At 51.2% G+C, this 20,664-nt stretch carries 21 protein-coding genes; 15 read left to right on the forward strand and 6 right to left on the reverse strand.

Annotated features, from left to right (window positions below):
• Nucleotides 1–51 precede the first annotated feature (51 nt).
• The 3 genes from BLT01_RS02725 to BLT01_RS02735 form a co-directional block, all read right to left on the reverse strand.
• Nucleotides 52–1,089: a LytTR family transcriptional regulator DNA-binding domain-containing protein gene (locus tag BLT01_RS02725; RefSeq protein ID WP_092094328.1), complete on the reverse strand. Its 1,038-nt coding sequence runs from the start codon at nucleotides 1,087–1,089 to the stop codon at nucleotides 52–54.
• Between the two features lie 147 nt (nucleotides 1,090–1,236).
• Nucleotides 1,237–2,382: a M20 peptidase aminoacylase family protein gene (locus tag BLT01_RS02730; RefSeq protein WP_218123184.1), complete on the reverse strand. Its 1,146-nt coding sequence runs from the start codon at nucleotides 2,380–2,382 to the stop codon at nucleotides 1,237–1,239.
• Complete coding sequence (locus tag BLT01_RS02735) at nucleotides 2,360–3,208, reverse strand: MurR/RpiR family transcriptional regulator (protein WP_092094332.1); 849 nt, start codon at nucleotides 3,206–3,208, stop codon at nucleotides 2,360–2,362. Before BLT01_RS02735 ends, BLT01_RS02730 begins: the two co-directional genes overlap by 23 nt.
• A 131-nt stretch (nucleotides 3,209–3,339) precedes the next feature.
• Here BLT01_RS02735 and BLT01_RS02740 point away from each other — a divergent pair, with 131 nt between their 5' ends.
• The 6 genes from BLT01_RS02740 (at nucleotide 3,340) to menC (ending at nucleotide 10,065) form a co-directional block, all read left to right on the forward strand.
• Nucleotides 3,340–4,917, forward strand: coding sequence for an ABC transporter substrate-binding protein (locus BLT01_RS02740; protein ID WP_092094334.1), 1,578 nt, complete (start codon nucleotides 3,340–3,342; stop codon nucleotides 4,915–4,917).
• A gap of 79 nt (nucleotides 4,918–4,996) precedes the next feature.
• On the forward strand, nucleotides 4,997–5,947 hold the full coding sequence (locus BLT01_RS02745; RefSeq protein ID WP_092094336.1) for an ABC transporter permease: 951 nt from the start codon (nucleotides 4,997–4,999) through the stop codon (nucleotides 5,945–5,947).
• Nucleotides 5,948–5,963: 16 nt separating this feature from the next.
• Nucleotides 5,964–6,872 (forward strand): ABC transporter permease, encoded by a 909-nt coding sequence (locus BLT01_RS02750; RefSeq protein WP_092094338.1) that lies wholly within the window; start codon nucleotides 5,964–5,966, stop codon nucleotides 6,870–6,872.
• A gap of 43 nt (nucleotides 6,873–6,915) precedes the next feature.
• Complete coding sequence (locus BLT01_RS02755) at nucleotides 6,916–7,935, forward strand: ABC transporter ATP-binding protein (protein WP_092094340.1); 1,020 nt, start codon at nucleotides 6,916–6,918, stop codon at nucleotides 7,933–7,935.
• A complete protein-coding gene (locus BLT01_RS02760) occupies nucleotides 7,913–8,926 on the forward strand; it encodes an ABC transporter ATP-binding protein (RefSeq protein ID WP_092094342.1) in 1,014 nt (337 codons plus the stop codon). Before BLT01_RS02755 ends, BLT01_RS02760 begins: the two co-directional genes overlap by 23 nt.
• 14 nt (nucleotides 8,927–8,940) lie before the next feature.
• Nucleotides 8,941–10,065, forward strand: a complete 1,125-nt coding sequence (gene menC / locus BLT01_RS02765; protein ID WP_092094344.1) for an o-succinylbenzoate synthase — start codon at nucleotides 8,941–8,943, stop codon at nucleotides 10,063–10,065.
• A gap of 406 nt (nucleotides 10,066–10,471) precedes the next feature.
• On the opposite strand, the gene BLT01_RS02770 is transcribed toward menC, so the two are convergent.
• On the reverse strand, nucleotides 10,472–11,335 hold the full coding sequence (locus tag BLT01_RS02770; protein ID WP_092094346.1) for a glycerophosphodiester phosphodiesterase: 864 nt from the start codon (nucleotides 11,333–11,335) through the stop codon (nucleotides 10,472–10,474).
• Between the two features lie 424 nt (nucleotides 11,336–11,759).
• On the opposite strand from BLT01_RS02770, the gene BLT01_RS02775 reads away from it, so the two are divergent.
• From BLT01_RS02775 to BLT01_RS02790, 4 genes are all read left to right on the forward strand, one after another.
• Complete coding sequence (locus BLT01_RS02775) at nucleotides 11,760–11,960, forward strand: hypothetical protein (RefSeq protein WP_092094348.1); 201 nt, start codon at nucleotides 11,760–11,762, stop codon at nucleotides 11,958–11,960.
• A gap of 115 nt (nucleotides 11,961–12,075) precedes the next feature.
• Entirely contained in the window at nucleotides 12,076–12,972 is an 897-nt protein-coding gene (locus BLT01_RS02780) for a hypothetical protein (protein WP_092094350.1), read from the forward strand.
• Entirely contained in the window at nucleotides 12,969–13,175 is a 207-nt protein-coding gene (locus BLT01_RS02785; RefSeq protein WP_092094352.1) for a hypothetical protein, read from the forward strand. Before BLT01_RS02780 ends, BLT01_RS02785 begins: the two co-directional genes overlap by 4 nt.
• A gap of 102 nt (nucleotides 13,176–13,277) precedes the next feature.
• The gene (locus BLT01_RS02790; RefSeq protein ID WP_092094354.1) at nucleotides 13,278–13,796 is read left to right on the forward strand and encodes a YfiT family bacillithiol transferase; all 519 of its coding nucleotides are present in this window, start codon (nucleotides 13,278–13,280) and stop codon (nucleotides 13,794–13,796) included.
• A gap of 53 nt (nucleotides 13,797–13,849) precedes the next feature.
• Here BLT01_RS02790 and BLT01_RS15145 read toward each other — a convergent pair whose 3' ends face one another.
• Nucleotides 13,850–14,134: a hypothetical protein gene (locus BLT01_RS15145; protein WP_176765004.1), complete on the reverse strand. Its 285-nt coding sequence runs from the start codon at nucleotides 14,132–14,134 to the stop codon at nucleotides 13,850–13,852.
• 159 nt (nucleotides 14,135–14,293) lie between these two features.
• On the opposite strand from BLT01_RS15145, the gene BLT01_RS02795 reads away from it, so the two are divergent.
• Together BLT01_RS02795 and BLT01_RS02800 are read left to right on the forward strand one after the other, a co-directional pair.
• Nucleotides 14,294–14,962 carry a GntR family transcriptional regulator gene (locus tag BLT01_RS02795; protein ID WP_176765005.1) on the forward strand — a complete coding sequence of 223 codons (669 nt, stop codon included), beginning with the start codon at nucleotides 14,294–14,296 and terminating at the stop codon, nucleotides 14,960–14,962.
• 20 nt (nucleotides 14,963–14,982) lie between these two features.
• Nucleotides 14,983–16,185 carry a trans-sulfuration enzyme family protein gene (locus BLT01_RS02800; RefSeq protein ID WP_092094358.1) on the forward strand — a complete coding sequence of 401 codons (1,203 nt, stop codon included), beginning with the start codon at nucleotides 14,983–14,985 and terminating at the stop codon, nucleotides 16,183–16,185.
• 241 nt (nucleotides 16,186–16,426) lie between these two features.
• On the opposite strand, the gene BLT01_RS15150 is transcribed toward BLT01_RS02800, so the two are convergent.
• Complete coding sequence (locus BLT01_RS15150) at nucleotides 16,427–16,594, reverse strand: hypothetical protein (RefSeq protein ID WP_176765006.1); 168 nt, start codon at nucleotides 16,592–16,594, stop codon at nucleotides 16,427–16,429.
• A gap of 514 nt (nucleotides 16,595–17,108) precedes the next feature.
• Between BLT01_RS15150 and BLT01_RS02810 the strand changes: the two genes are divergently transcribed.
• The 3 genes from BLT01_RS02810 to BLT01_RS02815 all read left to right on the forward strand — a co-directional run bounded on the left by BLT01_RS02810 (nucleotide 17,109) and on the right by BLT01_RS02815 (nucleotide 19,739).
• Nucleotides 17,109–18,101: a nuclease-related domain-containing protein gene (locus tag BLT01_RS02810; protein ID WP_092094362.1), complete on the forward strand. Its 993-nt coding sequence runs from the start codon at nucleotides 17,109–17,111 to the stop codon at nucleotides 18,099–18,101.
• A gap of 94 nt (nucleotides 18,102–18,195) precedes the next feature.
• Nucleotides 18,196–18,354, forward strand: a complete 159-nt coding sequence (locus BLT01_RS15155) for a hypothetical protein (RefSeq protein ID WP_176765007.1) — start codon at nucleotides 18,196–18,198, stop codon at nucleotides 18,352–18,354.
• Between the two features lie 236 nt (nucleotides 18,355–18,590).
• Nucleotides 18,591–19,739, forward strand: a complete 1,149-nt coding sequence (locus BLT01_RS02815) for a glycerate kinase family protein (RefSeq protein WP_092094364.1) — start codon at nucleotides 18,591–18,593, stop codon at nucleotides 19,737–19,739.
• Nucleotides 19,740–20,664: the final 925 nt, after the last annotated feature.

The raw sequence follows: 20,664 nt of genomic DNA on the forward strand, positions 1-20,664 counted from the left end.
TGGAGTCTATTGCCGATGAACGGAGCGCTAATATTAGTGCTGACAGAATGGTCAGATGCCGAGGAACGTTTTCAGCTCAGCATACTTGCCCCTGGAGAGGGGAACGGTGCTTTTATTGGGATCCTCCAGAATCAGGCTGTAGCTGTTGCGTGTCCATGTGATCACTTCGCGCACACGCTGGAGGTTCACGATATACGACCGGTGGCAGCGGAAAAACCCGAACGGCTGCAGGCGCGTTTCGAGGTCCGCCATCTTGATGGCACACGGGAACGTTTCGCCCTGGACATGCAGCTGCGAGAGGCCTTCCACACTTTCAACGAATACGATCTCCGTCGGATCAAACAATATCAGCTTGTCATGGACTTTTGCCGGAATCTTGTTGAACTGGAGCTGGGGAACGGGAATGTCGTCTTCATGTACAGGCTCCGTTTTTTCTTCAGAAACAGGCTCCTCTGCAAGTTCGAACAGTTTCAGTCCGCCTGCATTGAGCCGGTAAACGGTATTGCCCAGTGTCACCGCATTCTCCAAATTGCTCGTCGTCATAAGCACTGCGCCGCCACCCGCCGTGAATTCCGAGAGCACCCGCTGAAGGATGATCCGGCTCTCCACATCCAGATTCTGCTCCGGCTCCTGTAAAACCACCAATTCCGGTTGATGGATGAGCGCCCGTGCCAACTGCACACGTCGTTTTTCCGAATATGTCAGTTTTGAAATCCTCGTCCGGCCGCATTCCTCCAGCCCCAGTCTCCTGAGCAAATCCTCAACCGGAGACCCGGCACCATGAAGATTGCGGAACAGCCGGAGCTGCTCGTCCGGCGTCAGCCGATCATATAAGGCATCATCCAGCAGCATCAAACCAACCCGCGAGGCCAGGTCCCGGAAATGCCGTCCGACCGGCTCTCCGGCAAACCGAACCTCCCCGTGGGAAGCGGGAGCCATCCCCGTCACCATCCCGATCAGCTGCACCCCTGCCTCATGCTCGCACTGCACAGCCGTTACCGCACCCGGCTTCACACTCAAATCAAAACGGGGAAAAACGACCTGATTCCCCGCCATCTTCTCCACCTGACGAAACTCCAAAATCCCCAAGATGCCAGCCTCCTGATGTCTGAGTCTTCTTATTACTATCAGTTTAGAGAAAAGAGGGAGTGCGGGCAATCCTGGCAAGTATCTTTGCTGAGATTAATAGTAACCGTCATAAAAAGGAGCCTCCGGTTATCCGGAAGCTCAAAATGATCATCGACTTGTCTGTTCGAGTTGGTAAGTATTTAAGATTGCCCGGTGGAGTATTTCGGCTCCATTGATCAGGGCTTCCTGATTAAAGGTCATCGCAGGGTGGTGTAATCCTGGACCGAGATCACATCCGAGTCCGACCATCGTGGCCTTTAAAGAGGGTTTGTTAACGGAATAATAATGAAAATCGTCGCCTCCTGGTGTAAGGAGTGGCTCATCAACCTGTTGTTCTCCCAAAACGTCTGCTATGGACTGCCGCATGATACCAACTGCCTCCTGGTGGTTTTCAGCCGCAACTATTCCATGAGTGTGGGTGATGTTAATCTCTGTCTTGTAGAAGCTTTGAAGTGAGGAGAGTATCTCTTCAACCTTTCGGGTAAGTTCTTCCATCAACTGGTTATTCTGAGCTCTTAAATCTAACGAAAATGTTGCATTACCCGGAACAATATTCACATTCTTTCCGCCTGCTTGGAACTGTGTCATTTTCACAGAGTGGGGAATGCGGGGATCCAAGTGGATTTGGCGAATCATGTTTACAATCTGGACGCCTACTTCGATGGAATTGATATTTAGATGCGGTCTTGCTCCATGTGCATCATGTCCTTTGATTTCTCCCACAATCATTTTGGTTGCACCGTGCACAATGACTGGAGTTGCTCTTCCAAGACTCGTTTCTTGTCCGGGTCGAAGGTGAATTCCAAATAAGTAGTCAACATCATCGATGACTCCCTGTTCAATCATCTTCAATGCTCCGGACCCTTTTTCTTCCGCCGGTTGGAAAATCAATTTTACAGCGACTTTGTCTGCCAACTCCGGTTGCTCTCTCAGTTTCCACAACACACCCAAAACCATAGCCATATGGGCATCATGACCGCAAGAATGGTTCGGCTGGAACTTCCCGTCCACTTCCTGCCATAGGGCATCCATATCTGCTCTTACCGCTACTACCGGCAACCCTTTTTCGAAGTCCCCGAACTTCCCGATAACTCCAGTGCAATCTTCGAACGTCGTTACCTCGCAGTCGTTCTCTTCTAATATATCTCTAATATACTTCGTGGTTTCCACTTCTTCCCAACTTATTTCGGGATGCCTGTGAAGGTACTCAAACGTTTCCTCTACCTGCTTTTTAATCGAAGTCATAATCGTCATTTTTTCTCTCGCCGTCCTTTATAAAATATTTGAACATGCTAGCGGGAATATCTGACTGGTCAACTTGTTTTACGATTTCAGTCAGTACGGAATTTACGATTGATAATATTACGGGGCCTTTCCTCAGCAAAGAGGCATCAGACAGGTTAATCGAGATCACATGATCAGCGAACTCTATTGCGGGTGATACTCGTGAGTCGGTGATCAAGATTACGGACAGCCCCTTTTTCTTCGCCTCTTCCGCAAACCGGATTGTATCCATCGCATATCGATAAAAAGAAAATACAACTACACAGGAATTTTTGGGGGTGATATCGAGCAGTCTCGCATCGATATCCGGGCGATACAAATAGGCATTTCCGGTTATGTAGTTTAAGTTGAAGAAAAGCCAATAGGCAAAAGCCTGCGATTGATAATAGCCGACGACTATCACACGCTCGCTCTGACTCATCATTGCTGCAATGGATGATAGGCTATCTGGATCCATGTTCTCAAGGTTAGATTGAAGTATGTGTATATCGTCCTTTACATTTTGAGCAAAAGGATTCATCTCGTAGGGTTCTTTTTCCGGTAGGGGTGCTCCTTGATGAAAGTGCATCATTTCTTTTCGTACTTCCTCTTGAAGCTGACTGAACCCCTCGTAGCCGATAGAACGGCAAAACCGGATGATCATGGTTTCACTGACACCGATAATTTTTCCGATTTTCTTCGCAGGATGGATCGCAAATGTAATAGGATCATGCAGCAAACATTCCGCTACCTTTTTCAATCCTTTACTGAGATCCGAAAAGACAAGTTCGGTTTCCGTGACATACTTTGGCGTCATTTCATCACCTTTTTAAAGTTTTCGCAACATTTTGTATTGAAATGAATTATACACTTCATTATAATTCTTAACAAGTGATAATATTCTAATGATTTTGGATATTATCAGCGAAAACTAAAGGGGTGGAAAGTGTGAAGGGTAAATCGAAAATTGTCGGGCTGCTGCTGCTTATGCTGGTCTTGTTTCTCGCAGCTTGTAATGGAGATTCCGAACCGGAAGTCGAGGGCTCGGAACAAGGGAGTGGAGGGGAAGTCAAGACCGGGGGAACTTTGGAAGTGGCATATCCTACACAACCGCAGACATTAGATCCGCATGGAACTACTGCTGAAGCAACTAGGGATGCGGCAAAAGTGATTTACGAGGGCCTCGTTACCATTAACGAAAATTATGAGGTCATTCCGCAGTTGGCTGATTCATTTGAGGTAAGTGACGATAATAAAAAAGTTACTTTCAAATTGCGAGAGGGTGTCCTATTCCACAATGGAGAAGAAATGACCTCTGCTGATGTCGTTGCATCGATGCAGAAGTGGGCAAAGAGCAAACCGGAACTTGGAGAACATGAATGGGTGGCAGCCGATGACTACACGGTGGAACTCAATCTGTCTAATCCCTCTTCTCTGATCATGCACTTCTTGGCTGATGTTGGTAATCTTGCGGCAATCATGCCTAAGGAAGTAGCAGAATCTGCAGATGCGACCGGAGCAAAAGAATATATCGGAACTGGTCCATTCCAATTCGTTGAATGGAAGCAAGACGAAGTCATCCAGTTCAAGAAGTTTGAAGACTACGTAGCAGATGAAGATGCCACGGATGGTCTTGGTGGCAAAAAGGAAGCGTTTGTCGATTCGATCAATTGGAGGTTCGTACCAGATGCTTCTACTCGTGTAAATGGTCTGATGAGCGGTCAATATCACTTCGCGCACATGCTGAGCTACGACTCGATTCCTCAGGTGGAAGGCAATCCGCAAGTTGAAGTGGATGTATGGCCATATGGAATTGAAGGGCTTGTCTTTAATAAAAAAGAAGGGCTGTTCACGGATGTAAAGGCTCGCCAGGCCGTTAACTATGCACTGGACATGGAAGTCATTATGAGCTCTGCGTTCACAGGAGAGGATTACTATGACTTGGATCCAAGTCTATTCCTTGAAAGCCAAGTTGACTGGTACACAGATACAGGTAAGGAAAACTACAACCAAAAGGATGTAGACAAAGCGAAACAATTACTCGAAGAATCAGGTTATAACGGAGAAGAAATTGTGATTCTCACGAGCCGTGACTATGAACACCATTACAACGCAGCGGTTGCAACTCAGCAACAATTAGAGGAAATCGGAATGAATGTAAAGCTGGATGTTTATGACTGGCCGACTCTTCTGGAACGCCGCAATGATCCGTCCGCCTACAATATTTTCTATACAGGGTTCTCGACAACGTTCACCCCTCATCAGTTTGTATTCCTTGATTCCGCAACAGAATGGCCGGGCTGGACAAATAACCCTGATATCGACCGTTTGCTGGATGAAATTAACGTTGCTGCTTCCCAAGACGAAGCAAAAGAACTTTATGCACAACTGCAACAGCTAATGTGGGAAGATCTGCCGATCATCAACACGGGGACAAACTCACGTGTATCCGGCTATTCCAAGGACCTGAGCGGTTATACCAACCTGTCCGGTCCAAACTTCTGGAACGTGTCCATCAACCAATAAGTTCTGTTCATCTCCCCTATATGACTATATAGGGGAATGATGATTTTACTTGATTCCAACTCAGAAGAGGGGAGTAACTTTGAAGGCATATATACTCAAACGTCTGCTATCGATGATTCCGGTTCTCCTCATCGTCGCGATCTTTGTATTTTTCCTGATTCATATGATACCCGGTGACCCAGCTGCAGTGATGTTAGGTCCTGAGGCCACACCTGAAGAAGTGGAGAGCCTTAAAGAAGAACTGGGGTTGAACCTTCCGATTTATCAACAGTTTTTCGAATGGTCTCTTCATGCTCTACAAGGAGATCTCGGTAACTCACTTTATATGAACCAGCCTGTTCTTGATGCCTTCATCGGTCATTTGGGCCCCACGTTATCACTTGCATTGCTTGCTCAAGGGGTGTCCATTTTTCTGGCAATCCCGATTGGTGTTCTGGCGGCAAGAAAACGGGGCACTGGCGTCGACCGGACCTTTATGATTATCGCCATGCTCGGAATGTCCATCCCCAGTTTCCTGCTTGCATTATTGCTGATGCTAGTATTCGGCGTTCAGCTGAATTGGTTGCCAGTTGCAGGATACTCGTCACTGGGTGAAGGACTGTGGGAGCATTTAAAGTATCTGATTCTGCCGGCAATCTCACTCGGTACGATACAGGCGGCAGTCATTGCCAGGATGACCCGGTCTTCTATGATCGACATTTTGAGCATGAATTTTATCAAAACAGCCAAAGCAAAAGGGCTCAAACAAAAAGTGGTGATCTACAAGCATGCCTTTAGAAATGCGTTGATTCCGATTCTGACCATTTTGGGAGAAACATTTGGTGCATTGATTACCGGAGCGGTTGTGACTGAAACCGTGTTCAACCTGCCGGGAATTGGTCAACTGGTGATCAACGCGATTACCAGAAGAGACTATGCGGTCATCCAAGGAACGATTCTGTTGATCGCGGTCACTTATCTTTTCTTGAACCTGATCATTGACCTGCTCTATGGCCTTGTCGATCCGCGGGTCCGACTAAACCGTAAATAGATAGGAGGGGTTGGCATTGGAAGTAGCAAAGCCTATCCAACAAAATCGACTTGCTGCACTTGAAAAAGACATAAAAAAGGAACGGCGCCAGTTGGCTGTTAAACGCTTCTTTTCAAATAAAACTGTTTTGGCCGGTTCCATCATGCTGATTTTTCTGACACTGTTTGCATTTATCGGGCCACTGATCAGCCAGTTTACCCCTCTGCAGATTGACCCTGCCAATCGTTTGGCAAAGCCTTCTTCCGAGCATTGGTTTGGAACAGATAACTTTGGAAGAGACTTATTCAGCCGGGTGGCACATGGAGCACAAGTCTCTATGGGGGTGGGTCTCTCCGTAGCCGTTTTGACAGCAGTGATCGGTATGGTGATCGGCCTCTATGCTGCGTATTACTCGACGCTTGACCATATTCTGATGCGCGTCAGTGACGCACTGATGGCATTCCCGGATATTCTGCTGGCAATCGCCATCATGGCTGTTTTGGGGCCACAGCCAGTCAATGTAGTGATTGCAGTGACACTCGCAAAAATTCCGGTGGTCGCAAGGATTGTCCGTTCGTCGGCTTTAGTCATCAAGGAACAGACTTATATTGAAGCGATGAGGGCGCAAGGGGCAAGTTCCTGGAGGATCATTTGGAGGCATATCCTTCCCAATACGGTGTCGCCTTTGATTGTGCAGGTAACGTACGTCTTTGCCATTGCAATTATTCTTGAGGCGGCACTCAGTTTCCTTGGAGCAGGTGTTCCGGCTCCAGATCCAAGCTGGGGAAATATCCTGTATGACGGCAAAATCGTAATCTATAACGCATGGTGGATGACTGTATTCCCGGGTGCCTTTATTGTGATGGCTGTATTGGCACTGAATCTCTTCGGCGACGGGCTTCGTGATCTGTTGGATCCTCATTCTAATAAAGCATTGAAGGAGTAAGGAACATAAGCGTTCAAACCATTCAAGACAGGGGGGATGAGTGATGGAGGATTGCCCATTGCTGGAAGTGAAGGAGTTGAGGACCCGCTTTTCTTCTGAAAAGGGAACAATCACAGCCGTGGATGGGGTGACGTTCAGGGTGGATCATGGTGAAACCTTAGGAGTCGTCGGGGAGTCCGGATGCGGAAAGAGTGTGACAGCTGAATCAATCATGCGATTATTGAACGAAAAATCGACGAGATACGATGGAGAGATAAATTTCAAAGGCCGGAACTTGCTGTCACTGCCTGAGAAAAAAATGCTAGACATCCGAGGAAATGAAATATCGATGATTTTCCAGGATGCCATGACGTCACTAAATCCCGTCTTTACGATTGGTGATCAGATAGCGGAGTCTATTATTGTCCACCAAAATCTCGGAAAAAGAGAAGCAATGGAGAAGGCAGTGGAAATGCTTCGTCTGACGGGCATCCCTTCTCCGGAAAAAAGAGTACACGAATACCCTCACGAAATATCCGGCGGTATGCGTCAGCGTGTCATGATTGCAATGGCGCTTTCCTGCAAGCCTAGCCTGCTCATCGCCGACGAGCCGACGACAGCCCTGGATGTAACGATACAGGCTCAGATATTGGAAGTGATCAATGACCTCAAAGAGGAACTGAACATGGGAGTGATGATGATTACCCACGATTTGGGGGTCGTTGCTGAAGTTTGCACCCGTGTAGCCGTGATGTACCTTGGACAGGTGATCGAAGAGTCCGATGTCGATACGCTGTTCGACAGCCCACGGCATCCGTATACAAGGGGACTGCTAAAATCCATTCCGACAATAACGGGAGATCGATCGCAAAAACTGCACACGATTCAGGGGGTTGTTCCTGCACTTGATAATATCCCGAAAGGCTGCCGGTTTGCACCAAGGTGTCCGTATGCGACAGACCAATGCATCAGCGAATCACCATTACTTGAAGCCCTTGAGAACGGGCAGAAGATCAGGTGCTGGCATCACGAAGAAATTATGAAACGGGAGGGCGTGACTGATGTTATTACAACAGCAACTTGATGGAGATAAACCAGAGCAAAAAGACTCGTGCGCCCCCTTGCTGCAGGTAAGGAACCTTAAGAAGTATTTTCCGATTACTTCTCCATTCGGACGTTTAAAAGGACATGTAAAAGCAGTTGAAAGTGTGAATTTTGATTTGTACGAGAAGGGGACACTGGGTCTCGTTGGAGAGTCCGGATGCGGAAAAAGCACAACCGGCCGATCCATTCTCAGATTGATTGAGCCGACAGAGGGCTCCGTGAATTATAGGGGGAAAGAACTTCTTCAGCTGAATCAGAGTGAATTCAAAGGGTTCCGCAAAGACATGCAGATGGTTTTTCAAGATCCACATTCTTCTCTTAACCCTAAGAAGAGAATCGGTGAATTGATTGAGGAACCAATGGAAATTCATAAAATCGGAACAAAAGCCGAACGAATGGAGCGGGCCATGGATCTCCTTAAACGGACCGGCATCCGCGAAGACCAGTACTTTCGGTTCCCGCATGAATTTTCGGGGGGTCAACGCCAACGGATCGGCATTGCCAGAGCTCTGGCGGTAGACCCCTCCATCATCGTTTTGGATGAACCTGTCTCGGCCCTGGATGTGTCAATCCAGTCCCAGGTGCTGAACCTTCTGGAAGAGATACAGGACGAATTCAAACTGGCTTATCTGTTTATCTCCCATGACCTCAGCGTTGTCCGGCATACCGCCGATGAAATCGGTGTCATGTACCTTGGACACATGGTTGAGAAGGCGCCGACAGATGATTTGTTTGCAAATCCATTACATCCGTATACAAAAGCCTTGTTATCGGCAATACCCATCCCGGACAGGAAACAGAGGAGAGAACGAATCATCATCAAGGGAGACGTTCCGTCACCGATTGATCCTCCTACGGGGTGTGTATTCCACACGAGGTGTCCGTTTGTCATGGACCAATGCAAGACCATTAAGCCAGAGATGCTGCAGCAATCTGACGGTCATCAGGTTGCTTGCCATCTATATAATTAAAGGGGATGAGCCGGATGAAAATTGAAAAAATCGTATTGAGACGTATGCAACTGGAACTGAAGGAACCTTTCCAGACAAGTTTTGGTACACAGAAAGAACGAGAATTTTTTATTGTAGAAGCCTATAGCAAAGATCATGTAGGCTATGGGGAATGCGTGGTCAATTCCCGCCCGCTCTATAGTGAGGAAACCGTTAAGACGGCATGGCATATTGCGGAAGACTTCTTGATTCCGGCGCTATACAGCAAGGGAGAGATCAATCACCCGGATGAAGTCAGTGAAATCTTCAAGCCGTTTCGAAGGAACAATATGGCGAAGTCTGCAATTGAAGGTGCAGTTTGGGATCTGTATGCAAAAGAAAACAACATCTCTCTTGCTGAAGCCCTTGGCGGTACCAAAAAACAGATTGAGGTTGGCATCAGCATAGGTATTCAGGAATCTCCAGAGAAACTTATTGAAACAGTCGAGAAGTATCGCTCAGAAGGATACAAACGAATGAAAATCAAAATCAAGCCTGGAACCGACATCGAAATGTTAAGCGAAGTCCGGAAAAAGTACCCGAATATCGCCATGATGGCTGATGGAAACTCCGCCTATACACTGGATGATGTTGAGCTCCTTAAAGAACTGGACGCTTTGAACCTCACCATGATCGAGCAGCCGCTGGCACACGACGATATTATTGATCACGCTACACTACAAGCACAAATCAAGACACCGGTCTGCCTGGATGAAAGCATCCACTCTCTGGAAGATGCAAAAAAGGCAATTAAATTGGGTAGCTGTAAAATCATTAATATTAAAATTGGGCGGGTTGGCGGCCTGACAGAAGCAAAGAAGATCCATGATTATTGTGCTGAACAGAACATTCCGGTCTGGTGCGGAGGAATGCTGGAGTCGGGAATTGGTCGCGCGCACAACATTGCGATTACGACACTTTCCAATTTTACTTTGCCTGGAGATACAGCAGCGTCGTCAAGGTATTGGGCGGAAGACATCATTAATCCTGAAGTTGTGGTAACGGACGGAGTAATTATTGTTCCTGATCAGCCGGGCATCGGCTATGAGCCGGTGGTAGAGCTATTAGACAAATACACTTTGGAACTCAAAGAATATGAGAACGAGGCTTTGACAGTTTAAGTGATTGTTCCGTGTAGCATTGGCGCAGTGATAATGGGAGCTCTGGGCCAATGAGAGCTTTGATTCGTGCTAAGATTAGGCTTTATGAAGGGTAATGTTAAGTGGAAGCGGGGCTGCCTGGTGGGCAGCCCCGCTTCATTTTGGAGTAAAACTCCGCGTTGGTTTCGTCATTCATCCGTTCAATCTCGTCATTGGACGGAAAAGTCTCGTCATTGGCGAGGAAAGTTTCGTCATTCGCCCCTGATAAGAGGGCGAATGACGAAACTGAGCCCGTGAATGACGAAACCGGAGGACGGAATGATGAAACTGAGCCCGTGAATGACGAAACTGGTGCAGCGAATGGCGAAATCGGAAGGCATCATAAAAACAGGGCCGCCTCGGTGGCAGCCCTGTTCCCATCCGCACGTCAGTGATTTTTCACCGGGTGCTTGTACACATGCTCCGTGTAGTCGGTGATGATGCCGTCCACGCCGAGGTCGAACAGGCGGAGGGCCTGCTCCTGTGAGCGGGAAGTGTACGGGTAGATCTTCATGTCGGCATCATGGACGTCAGCCACCATTTCGTGCGTGACGATGTTCATGTTCGGGTTAAAGTAGTCGGCGTATGTGGCGAACTCCGCCAACTGCTCGTCCGTCACATTTGCCCAGCTTGCCCCGGCGAGCACGCCGTGAGGGACGTTCGGCAGGAGCTCTTTGGACGTCTGCATCGACTGATGGTTGAATGACTGGATGATGATTTTTTCGTTGTTCGGATTGTGCAGGTTGCGCTCGATCAGCGCTTCCGCGACTTTCTCTTCAATTCCCGGATACAGTTCCGGCGCCTTCAGCTCGATCAGGATGCCGACCTTGCCGCGGAATGCATCAAGGATTTCTTCGAATGTCGGGACCTTTTCACCGGCAAACTCCGGGCCGAACCAGCTGCCCGCATCCAGCTGGCGGATTTCATCGAAAGTCAGGCTGCCCACTGCGCCAGTGCCGTCTGTCGTACGGTCGACGGTCGTGTCATGGATAGCGACGAGCTCGCCGTCTTTTGTCATCTGGACATCGATCTCGATATAGTCCGCTTTCATCTCAAAGCCTTTGTGGAACGCCGCCATCGTGTTTTCCGGCGCATGTCCGGACGCCCCCCGGTGTGCCACATTGATCATTTTCTGCTGTTCCTGCTTGGAAATGACGCTGTTCAGCTCGACGGGCTCAGCCGCCCCTGCAGTTCCTGCAAATGAACTCATCGCAATGCCGGCCCCTGCCAAAATCGTTACCATCCGCTTCATCCAACCACTCCTTGTCCGTTTGTCGTCTCCAGTATAAGAATTGAATGTGAAGCAGAGATGAATAGACTATTAATAAGTGTTGAGATTCTATTAACGATCTTCATAGAAGATCAGCAATCAGCCCCCGGAACCATCCGGCAGGGGGCTGATTTCTTATGTAATTGCGGCACTACCGGGCGCTCACCCCGGCCGGAGCGGCGCGTGTTTGTTTTCCACTCTCCGTCAAGAGTGCCCATCCGCGCAGGACAGGGCGGTGCCGCGGCCCTGTGATGGATACAGGATATGCAGGAGAAAGCCGATGTATACATACACCGTTAATCAACAGTCCGTTCTTACAGGTGCCGGTCCGCTTTTATTCACACGCCCAGCCCACATTCCCAACTGTGCATACGATGCATGTGATTCCTCAAAAAGGAGAGATCGTGTGGATCCGAGATTGGCGCAGCTTCTTCAAATGACGAGTTTGTACGGGACGTTGGCGAAGTTTTATGAACACAGCGACCCGGAAAAACATATTTATTTCTACAAGAAGCACATCCAGTATGAGATGCAACTCGTACAGACGTATTGGGCTCTGCATGGCCAGCCGGAGACGCATGCCTGGGATGACCATTATCACGCGTAACCCAAAGGAGCCGCCCCGGCTCCTTTTGCCGTTTCCGCTAACTTTTGATTAACGGACGCCAGCGGAGAAGAACGGGAGCGGTGCTGCATATACTGGCTCAAAGGGAGGGGAAGCGATGTGGACTGCCTTCTGGTCGGCCCGGCTGCGGCCCTTTTTGACGCGGTACTTGCCGCTGGTGCTGTACTTTGCCGGGCTGCTGTTTTTGCTGGGGGTCATCTTCCGCAATGTGCTGGCGTTCGGGGGCGTCCGGGAGTTTACCGAAGCGGAGCTGGAGAAGCTCAGTTTGTTCAAGCTGGCGCTGGTCGCGATCGGGGATTCGCCTGAGCTCCAGAAAATCTCGGTCAGCGTGTGCCTGATTTTGCTGTGGGTGCTGTTTTTTGTCGTCGTCCGGCTTGGCATGAAAAACCTGCAGCGACTGAAGGTCATGAATTTCGAGCTGGAAGCGGAAAGCCCGGAAAAGAAGATCGAAGTGCTGAAAGGGGAAGTGGAAGATTCGATCCACCCCGCGAAACTGATGAAATTCTTTTCGGGGCACGAGGTGTATGACTTTGTGTTCGAAGTGCTGCTCGAGGAAAGCTTTCAGCCCGCGGACCGGATGCGCCCGATCGGCGAGGTCTATGAATCTCTTCTTTCCGGCTACCTGGAGCAGACGGCCGATCAATACCGGAAGCATTATGGACACAGCTTTGACTATGAAATCATCACCGGCGCGGAGACGGGATCGCTCTCCAAGCCGATCAAACTCCTCGTGAACAAAGCGCGCCACTCGGCAGAATCGGTTTTCGTCAACCGCGAGGCGGACATCTGGCCGAAAAAGAACACGTTCGTCCACCGGCATGTGTTCGAAGAGCAGGAATACTTCACCATCCTTACGAGCTACGCCTATGCATTCCGGACGAGTGACGACTTCCTGTTTTCTGTGCTGCACAACATTCTGATCAGCAACATCGACCGCGCCCTCCACGTTATCACCCTTTCACAACATCTGTTAGAGGAAGGAGATTCACAATGAGAAATCGCCGGATCAACAAAGCGTTCATGGAAGCAGCTTCCCTGCGGGCGCAGCAGCAGATGAAGTCACATCTGGACCGCCTGAAGGAAGAGGGGCCCGCCCGCACTTGCCGAATCGACCCGAGGATCGCAGAGAAAACCCGTCTGTCGGACAATGATGGAGCGGTGCTGGACATCAAAAAGAGAATCAGGAAAATCGACTGACGGGCATGCGCTGTGAAGGTGCATGCTTTTTCATTTGCAACGGCGATTCCGGTCCGATATATTGAGTGATAATCACAAACTATTCCGAAAAGGGGTGTTCGCATGAATAAAAGATTCCCGATCGGCCAATTGAAGGTGCCTGATCAGGTCACATTAAACGACGTGCAGGGCTGGCTCAACCAGATCAAAACGTACACGCCCCGGCTGAGGGAGACGGTCGATTCCTTGAGCGAAAAAGAGCTGGGCCGGCAATACCGGGAAGGCAGCTGGAACGTCCGCCAGCTCGTCCACCACATCGCCGACTCCCAGCTGAACATGTACCAGCGGCTGCGGCTCGCGCTGACAGACAACAGCCCGACCGTTCCCGGATTCGACCAGGACAAGTGGGCGGTTCTGCCGGATACCGGGCTTCCGGTGGAACCTTCCGTCAAAATGCTGGAAGGGATCAATGAGCGCATTGTCGCACTTGGCCGGAGCATCACCGAAGATCAGCTGAAGCGGTCATTTATCCATGAGGAAAACGGTGAAATCCCGGTTGCAACAAAGCTCGCAAAGCTATCATGGCACGAGGAGCATCATTTGGAGCATATCAAACTGGCCTTGTCAGATTCGGGTCAATAATTAATGAAGAAACGCCTGATTTCCCAATGGGAGATCAGGCGTTTTATCTTGGTTCATTGGAAAAAATCCGAATGCTTGCCTCTTCCGGCAGGCTTAAGCAGGATCTGCTGACCGTCCGCCATGTCTACATCGAATTTCCCGCCGATCAGAAGAGTGGGGTTGTTCATTACAACAAGGTTTGAAACCATCTCTTTTTCTGCGCGCAGCGTTTTGAAATGCTCGATCAGCGGCTGGTCGTCCGTGTGGATTTCTACATATTTCGGAGAATACCGGATTTTGCCCGAAGCCTGTTGTTCCCATTTTCCATGAGCCAGCTGACTAAACGTCACCCATTCCATTTCAACCCCCCGTCCTGTCGATTGGTCCCTATTCGGTCCTATTCCCGTAAACTCCGTGTCCCGAAACCTAAGATCAAAAAAGTGTTGACGGGCAATTCTGTTTTCTGTACGATTTGTATACAAAGAATGTATACAAATCCGGCGAGAAGAAGGTGCCCCATGCGAAACACTGCCCAGGAATTCGCCTATTGCGAAATCAAAAAACGGATCATCGACGGGAAACTGGTCCCGGCGCAGCCGGTGGTGGAGGAAGAGATTTCGGCAAGGCTGGAAATCAGCCGTACGCCTCTTCGGGCGGCCCTGCAGCGTCTGGAACACGAGAAGCTGGTTGAGCGGCTGGAAAACGGCCGCCTCAGGATTGCTGATATTTCCGCCAAGGAAGTCAAAGAACTCTTTACCGTACGCTGCAAGCTGGAGGAAATAGCCGTTTTTGAGGCGACAGCACACGCCACGGAAGAAGATCTGGCGGAACTTGCCGGTCTCGCGGACAAGATCCGGGCCGCTCTGGAGTCGGGCAACCTGGACGACATCCTGGAATACGGCTCCCGGTTCCACACAGCCATCTACCGGCTGAGCCGGAACGAGACGGTCACCGATTTTCTTTCACTGATCAATGACCGGATCCGCCGCTACCGCCGTCTGGTTCCGAACCACAGGCTGGAGAGGGCGATTGCGGAAGGGGAAGAGCATGACCAAATTGTCCGCTGCATGGCCGAACGCGATGCGGAAGGCGCGGGGACGGCGATGAAGCAGCACATTGAAAACAGCCTGAAAACCGCCCTTGAAGCCGTCGAGCAATATGAGCGGAACAAACAAGAAGTCTGGTAAGCCAGAAGGAGGCAGTGACGATGACAATGAAGAAACGCTTTAATACCGAAGCGATCCATGCCGAACAGTGCCCGGACGAACAGTCCGGAGCGGTGTCCCAGTCCATCATTCCGGCGGTCGCCTACTGTTTCGACGACGCGGAATCCGCGGTCGAAGTCGTTTCGGGCCTGAAAGACGCCACGTATTACGGGCGTTACGGAAACCCGACCACCCGGACACTCGAGAAAAAAGTCGCCCGGCTTGAACGGGCGGAAGACGCACTCGGCGTCAGCAGCGGCATGGCGGCCATCTCCATTGCCCTCATGGCGAACCTCCGGAGCGGCGACCACGTCGTCGTCACCAAGGACGTGTACGGCGGCACACACAAATTCCTCTCCAACATCGCAACACGCTATGGGATTGAATACGACTTTGTCGACTGCACGGATGCCGGGACAATCGAACAGGCCATCCGGCCGAACACGCGGGTCCTTTACATCGAGACACCGTCCAACCCGACCCTGACACTGATCGACATCCGGGAAGTGGCCGCGGTCGCCAAGCGGCACGGGCTGAAAACGATCGTAGACAACACCTTCATGACCCCTTATCTTCAAAAGCCGATCGAACTCGGGGCGGACATTGTCGTCCACAGCGCGACCAAGTACCTGAACGGCCACGGCGACGTCATCGCCGGCATCATCTGCGGCACCAAAGCGGACATCGAATTCATGAAAAACAACATCATGGGAGACCTCGGCCAGAACCTGAACGCCTGGGAAGCCTTCCTGATTCTCCGCGGCATCAAAACCCTCGGCATCCGCATGGAACAGCACTGCCGAAACGCCCAGGCCGTCGCGGAATACCTAGAACAGCACCCGATGGTCAAACGCGTCTACTACCCGGGCCTCCCGTCCCACCCGCAGCACGGCCTGGCAAAAAAACAAATGAACAACACAGGCGGCATCATTGCCTTCGAGTTGAAAGGTGACGTTTGTACCGGGAAAAACTTCATCAGCGCACTGGACATCGCCATGATCTCCTTTAGCCTCGGCGACCCCGAAACCCTCGTCCAGCACCCCGCCTCGATGACCCACTCCTCCATCCCGGAAGACCAGTTGCATGAATTCGGCCTCTCCCAAGGCCTCATCCGGTTATCGGTCGGACTGGAAGATGTGGAAGACATCATCGAAGATTTGGAACAGGCGCTGGCAACGGTACAGGGGGCAGTGGTGGGAAGGTGAATACTTGATGGGAAGAGCCGTTGATTGCGGCTCTTTTTTGGTGGGGTGAGGGAGGGCATCGGGGCTGGGCGCGAGTGAGTGCTTTCAAACTGCGGGCGAGTGCTTCGACATCGGTGGAGAGTGCGTCCAAATTTATCGTGAGTGCTTCCAAACCATGGGCGAGTGCTTCGAAAATCGGACGAGCGGTCCAGGTTTCTCCTGGAGGTGAGTGCTTCGAAATTTGCAGCGAGCGCTTCCAAATTCATCGAGAGTGCTTCCAAATCCCGCGCGGGTGCTTCGGATGATCGGATGGGTGGTCCAGGGTGCCCCTGGAGATGAGTGCTTCGAAATTGACGCCAAGTGCGTCCAAATTCATCGCGAATGCTTCCAAATCCCGCGCGAGTGCTTCGAAGATCAGGCAAGTGGCCAAGGTTTCTCCCTCTGGAGGTGAGTGCTTCGAAATTTGCAGCGAGTGCGTCCAAACTTATCGCGAGTGCTTCAGAACCATGGGTGAGTGCTTCGAAAATCGAACGAGTAGTCCAGGGTGCCCCTGGAGATGAGTGCTTCAAAATTGACGCCGAGTGCGTCCAAATTCATCGCGAGTGCTTCGAAACCATGGGCGAGTGCTTCGAATGATCAGGCGAGTGGCCAAGGTCTCCCCCCTGGAGGTGAGTGCTTCGAAATTTGCAACGAGCGCGTCCAAACTCATGGCGGGCCCTTCGAACCGCTTTTCCAGTGCAACGAAATTTCCCGCGGCCACACTCAACTCAGTGACGAATCCGCCCAATTGTGTCCACCTTAAATCAGCAAAATCAAAATTCACCCCTACATCCCCCTGCGAATTTCAAAATTGGCATCACTTTTTGCTTCCTTTTCTAATTTTGCCGAGTTGTGTATCAAGCACATTCCAAGAGTGGTATTTTCTTGGATAGGGGGTGTTGACCATGGGGCCACGAAAGTATCCGGTGGAACTTCTCCGGCTCAAGCGGCTGCACGTGCGGATGTATGCCCATGACCCGGAGCGGGGATACGTAGCGGAACTGATCAGCCGGGCGGAGGCGGGCTACAAGGGAGAGACAACTGTGGTTAATTACCTGCGCGGACTCAGGCTGCCGGGCAAATCGATGCTCCTAAGGAATATTCGGCTACAGATCAGGGAGGAGTATGTCGCGCAATTTGATACGCTGCTGATTACAGAGCGGGGGATATGGATCATCGAAGCGAAAATGATCCGCGGGTCGCTCCAGTTGCTTACGAATCCGAGTAGAATGGAGCGCACCGATGAATCCGGTGCTGTTCTGACGATGGACTGCCCGATTCTCCAGCTGGAAAATCAGAAGACCGGGCTGGGGGAGTGGCTGGAGGAGAGGGGCTTGTTCCTGCCGATCCGCGGTGTGGTCGCATTCGCCACCCGCAACACATGGACCGGCCTTCCGGAAAACGCTCCGATCGTCTCGGTGAAAGAACTCAAGTCTATGCTGATAAAATCGGTCAACCGGTCACCTCCGCCGGACCCGAGCTTTAGTTCCCTGAATGAAGTCGTGAACCGTCTGGTCGCGGAAGAGTTGGGGCCAGACATGAGATCATTCGAAGAAATGGGGATTAAGCACGGCCCGTTGAAAGAGGGAACCATTTGCGAGAACTGTTTTGCTTCCCTGGAAAGGAAGGGGGAGAGAAAATTCCTATGCCCCCTATGCAAAGCGCAGGTTGAAGGGAACCCCGTCACGCGTGCGCTCCGCGATTATTTCCTAGTCTTCAAGCCATGGATCACAAACCGAGAATTCTGCAAGTTTGCCGGCCTCCGGTGTCTTTCCACAGGCAATCGGTACTTGATGCAGCATGAACTGGACCGCGGACTGAGATCGGTTCATCACTTCGATGCAAGAAAACATTTGGAGGGAATGGAGCTAAGGAAAGTGAAACGCGATTCACTTTAGTGTTTTCGGAATTAATTATTGTTAAATGTAGGATTTTGTTTTACAAATTCGGGTAATTAATCTATAAATCTTTTTTTTGAAGGAGGGAGGGACCATGGAAAAAAAGGAACGGACCCCAGAAGTAATGATGTTTTCCTATGAACTCTTGCGGCTTTACAGCGACCGGATCCGATGCCGTGACAAAGAAATGCAGTCAAAAATAACCGATGACATTACACTATTAAAACAGGCATTAAAGGAATCGGTGGCTTGAAAAGTCGGAACTACCGAAAAAGGCATGCGCTAAGACGGCGCATGCCTTTTTACAATTTGTCCGCGTTCAAGTGAGTGCTTCCAAACATAACACGAGTGCTTCGAATCCCCATCCGAGTGCACGCAAATCGCCTGCGAGTGCATCGAAAGGGTTTCCCATACCCTAAGCAGAATAAGAGAACAAACAGTAGAGGGACTGCCGCCGGGCAGTCCCTCTTTAAAAGGAAGGTGATTCCGGTGAATATCCTCATCGCCATCGATTCATTCAAGGGCAGTCTCACTTCGGTCGAGGCGGGCGAGGCGGCTGCAGCCGGCATCCGAGCGGCCAGTCCGGACGCCGAAATCGAGGTCGTCCCGCTCGCGGACGGCGGGGAAGGCACCGTGGACGCGCTCGTCCGGGCAACGGGCGGCCAATCCATCCGCACCCAAGTGACCGGCCCGCTCGGCAATCCGGTCGACGCCGAATATGGAATCTTGGGCGACGGAACAACCGCCGTCATCGAAATCGCCGAAGCATGCGGCCTGCCGCTCGTCCCTGAATCTAAGCGCAATCCGCTTACAACCACCAGTTACGGTGTCGGCGAACTGATTCTGGATGCCGTATCGCACGGCGCTGATTCGCTCATTGTCGGCCTCGGCGGCAGCGCAACGAACGATGCGGGGGTCGGTATGCTGCTGGCGCTTAGCTGCCGCTTTCTGGATGAGACTGGGGAAGAAGTGCCGCGGGGCGGGGCGGCGCTCGGCGCCATCCGTTCTGTAGACGTCTCCGGCCTGCCCCCTGCCATTAAGCATTTCGACATCCAGGTCGCCTGCGACGTAAACAATCCGCTATACGGTGAGCAGGGGGCCGCTCATATTTACGGTCCGCAAAAAGGCGCAACACCAGAGATGGTGACGAAATTGGACGGGGGGCTACGCAACTTCGCGGAAGTGGTGAAGGCGGGGCTCGGAAAAGACGTCCAGGCCATTCCCGGAGCAGGAGCTGCCGGCGGTCTCGGTGCCGCCTTTGTCGGGTTTCTGAACGCCGGACTCCGGAGCGGGATTGAACTGGTCCTGGACGCGATCGGGCTGGAGGAAAAGGTCAGGCAAGCCGACTATGTCATCACAGGAGAAGGCCGAATGGACGCCCAGTCTTCCATGGGCAAGGCGGCGATGGGAGTCGCGGCACTGGCGAACAAACACGGCGTTCCGGTCATTGCACTTGCCGGCAGTGTCACAAAAGATGCGGCTCGGCTGAACGACAAAGGATTGACCGCCTATTTCTCGATTCTCCAAGAGCCGATTTCCCTTGAAGAAGCGATCCGCCCGGAAATCGCCCGCCGGAATATGGAGACCGCAGCGGAGCAGGTGTTCCGGCTGATCAGAGCGGTGAAACCAAGGGAATGAAAAAAGCGCCAAACTTGGCGCGCCGACCTACCACTACTCGGCTTCCGCTCCGGCGGAAGCCCTCCTTTTGAAGATTTGGAGGCACTCAGCGTCATTTTGGAAGCACTCACTCCCGATTTGGAAGCACTCAATACCGGCGATAAAGCACTCGCCATATCTCGTTGCCTCCGCTCCTTTTCCTCCTCCGCCAGCAACTCTTCAAAAAACGCCCCATACCTCTCCCTCGCATCCGCCGGGAAGCGAGCGCTCAGTCGGCCCAATTCGCCGCATTGCGTTTCGGCAGTGTCCAGGACAATCAGGCTTTCCAGCGGCTCGGCCAGCACGATGAAACGGGAGGGGAGACCGATACTTCCCCTCAGCCGCAGTGTTTCCCCTTTGATGTAGGGTTCGCAATCGCCCGGGATGGCAAAGTGGCTGATGCCGCCGAGAAAGCCGCTGCTGTAGAACACACAAATGTCCCGGAACGTTTCCGGAAGCCGGATGCCCAATGTCTTTTCGATGTCATCCAATTGCGTTTTTGCCGTTCCCTCGGCAGGGAAGTATGTGGTGTACCGCTGCTTAAGCGGAATTATCTGAATGCACCTACCCCGTCATCTGGTGATGAATAAAATGCCATGAATCATAGGGTAACGATCATCATATAACCTAAAGGGGGATTGCTCAGACAGTTCGCTGCCGGGTGACCCGGGATGAAGGGGCTTTCTTAACACTCAACCAGCCGCGAATCCGTTTGAGAACCACGCCATCGGTGGTATAATAATGTCGATAAGAGTCGAACCCGCCAAAAAGCCACCCGGGGGCAACCGGATGGCCCAGCGGATGCGGTGCAGGGGAACTCTGCCCGAAATATGGATCAAGCAAAAAATGACCTCACCATCGAGCGGCTATTCTCAAACGGGGGGGTCATTTTTTCTGTGCTGATTCC

This window comes from Bhargavaea beijingensis, assembly GCF_900101985.1.
Classification (GTDB): Bacteria; Bacillota; Bacilli; order Bacillales_A; family Planococcaceae; genus Bhargavaea; species Bhargavaea beijingensis.

Bases quoted from the DNA above. Each gene is read 5' to 3' on its own strand.
- BLT01_RS02730 (WP_218123184.1), bottom strand. From the start codon at position 2,382: ATGACGATTATGACTTCGATTAAAAAGCAGGTAGAGGAAACGTTTGAG.
- BLT01_RS02735 (WP_092094332.1), bottom strand. From the start codon at position 3,208: ATGACGCCAAAGTATGTCACGGAAACCGAACTTGTCTTTTCGGATCTC.
- BLT01_RS02755 (WP_092094340.1), top strand. From the start codon at position 6,916: ATGGAGGATTGCCCATTGCTGGAAGTGAAGGAGTTGAGGACCCGCTTT.
- BLT01_RS02760 (WP_092094342.1), top strand. From the start codon at position 7,913: ATGTTATTACAACAGCAACTTGATGGAGATAAACCAGAGCAAAAAGAC.
- menC (WP_092094344.1), top strand. From the start codon at position 8,941: ATGAAAATTGAAAAAATCGTATTGAGACGTATGCAACTGGAACTGAAG.
- BLT01_RS02770 (WP_092094346.1), bottom strand. From the start codon at position 11,335: ATGAAGCGGATGGTAACGATTTTGGCAGGGGCCGGCATTGCGATGAGT.
- BLT01_RS02780 (WP_092094350.1), top strand. From the start codon at position 12,076: ATGTGGACTGCCTTCTGGTCGGCCCGGCTGCGGCCCTTTTTGACGCGG.
- BLT01_RS02785 (WP_092094352.1), top strand. From the start codon at position 12,969: ATGAGAAATCGCCGGATCAACAAAGCGTTCATGGAAGCAGCTTCCCTG.
- BLT01_RS02790 (WP_092094354.1), top strand. From the start codon at position 13,278: ATGAATAAAAGATTCCCGATCGGCCAATTGAAGGTGCCTGATCAGGTC.
- BLT01_RS15145 (WP_176765004.1), bottom strand. From the start codon at position 14,134: ATGGAATGGGTGACGTTTAGTCAGCTGGCTCATGGAAAATGGGAACAA.
- BLT01_RS02795 (WP_176765005.1), top strand. From the start codon at position 14,294: ATGCGAAACACTGCCCAGGAATTCGCCTATTGCGAAATCAAAAAACGG.
- BLT01_RS02800 (WP_092094358.1), top strand. From the start codon at position 14,983: ATGACAATGAAGAAACGCTTTAATACCGAAGCGATCCATGCCGAACAG.
- BLT01_RS02810 (WP_092094362.1), top strand. From the start codon at position 17,109: ATGGGGCCACGAAAGTATCCGGTGGAACTTCTCCGGCTCAAGCGGCTG.
- BLT01_RS15155 (WP_176765007.1), top strand. From the start codon at position 18,196: ATGGAAAAAAAGGAACGGACCCCAGAAGTAATGATGTTTTCCTATGAA.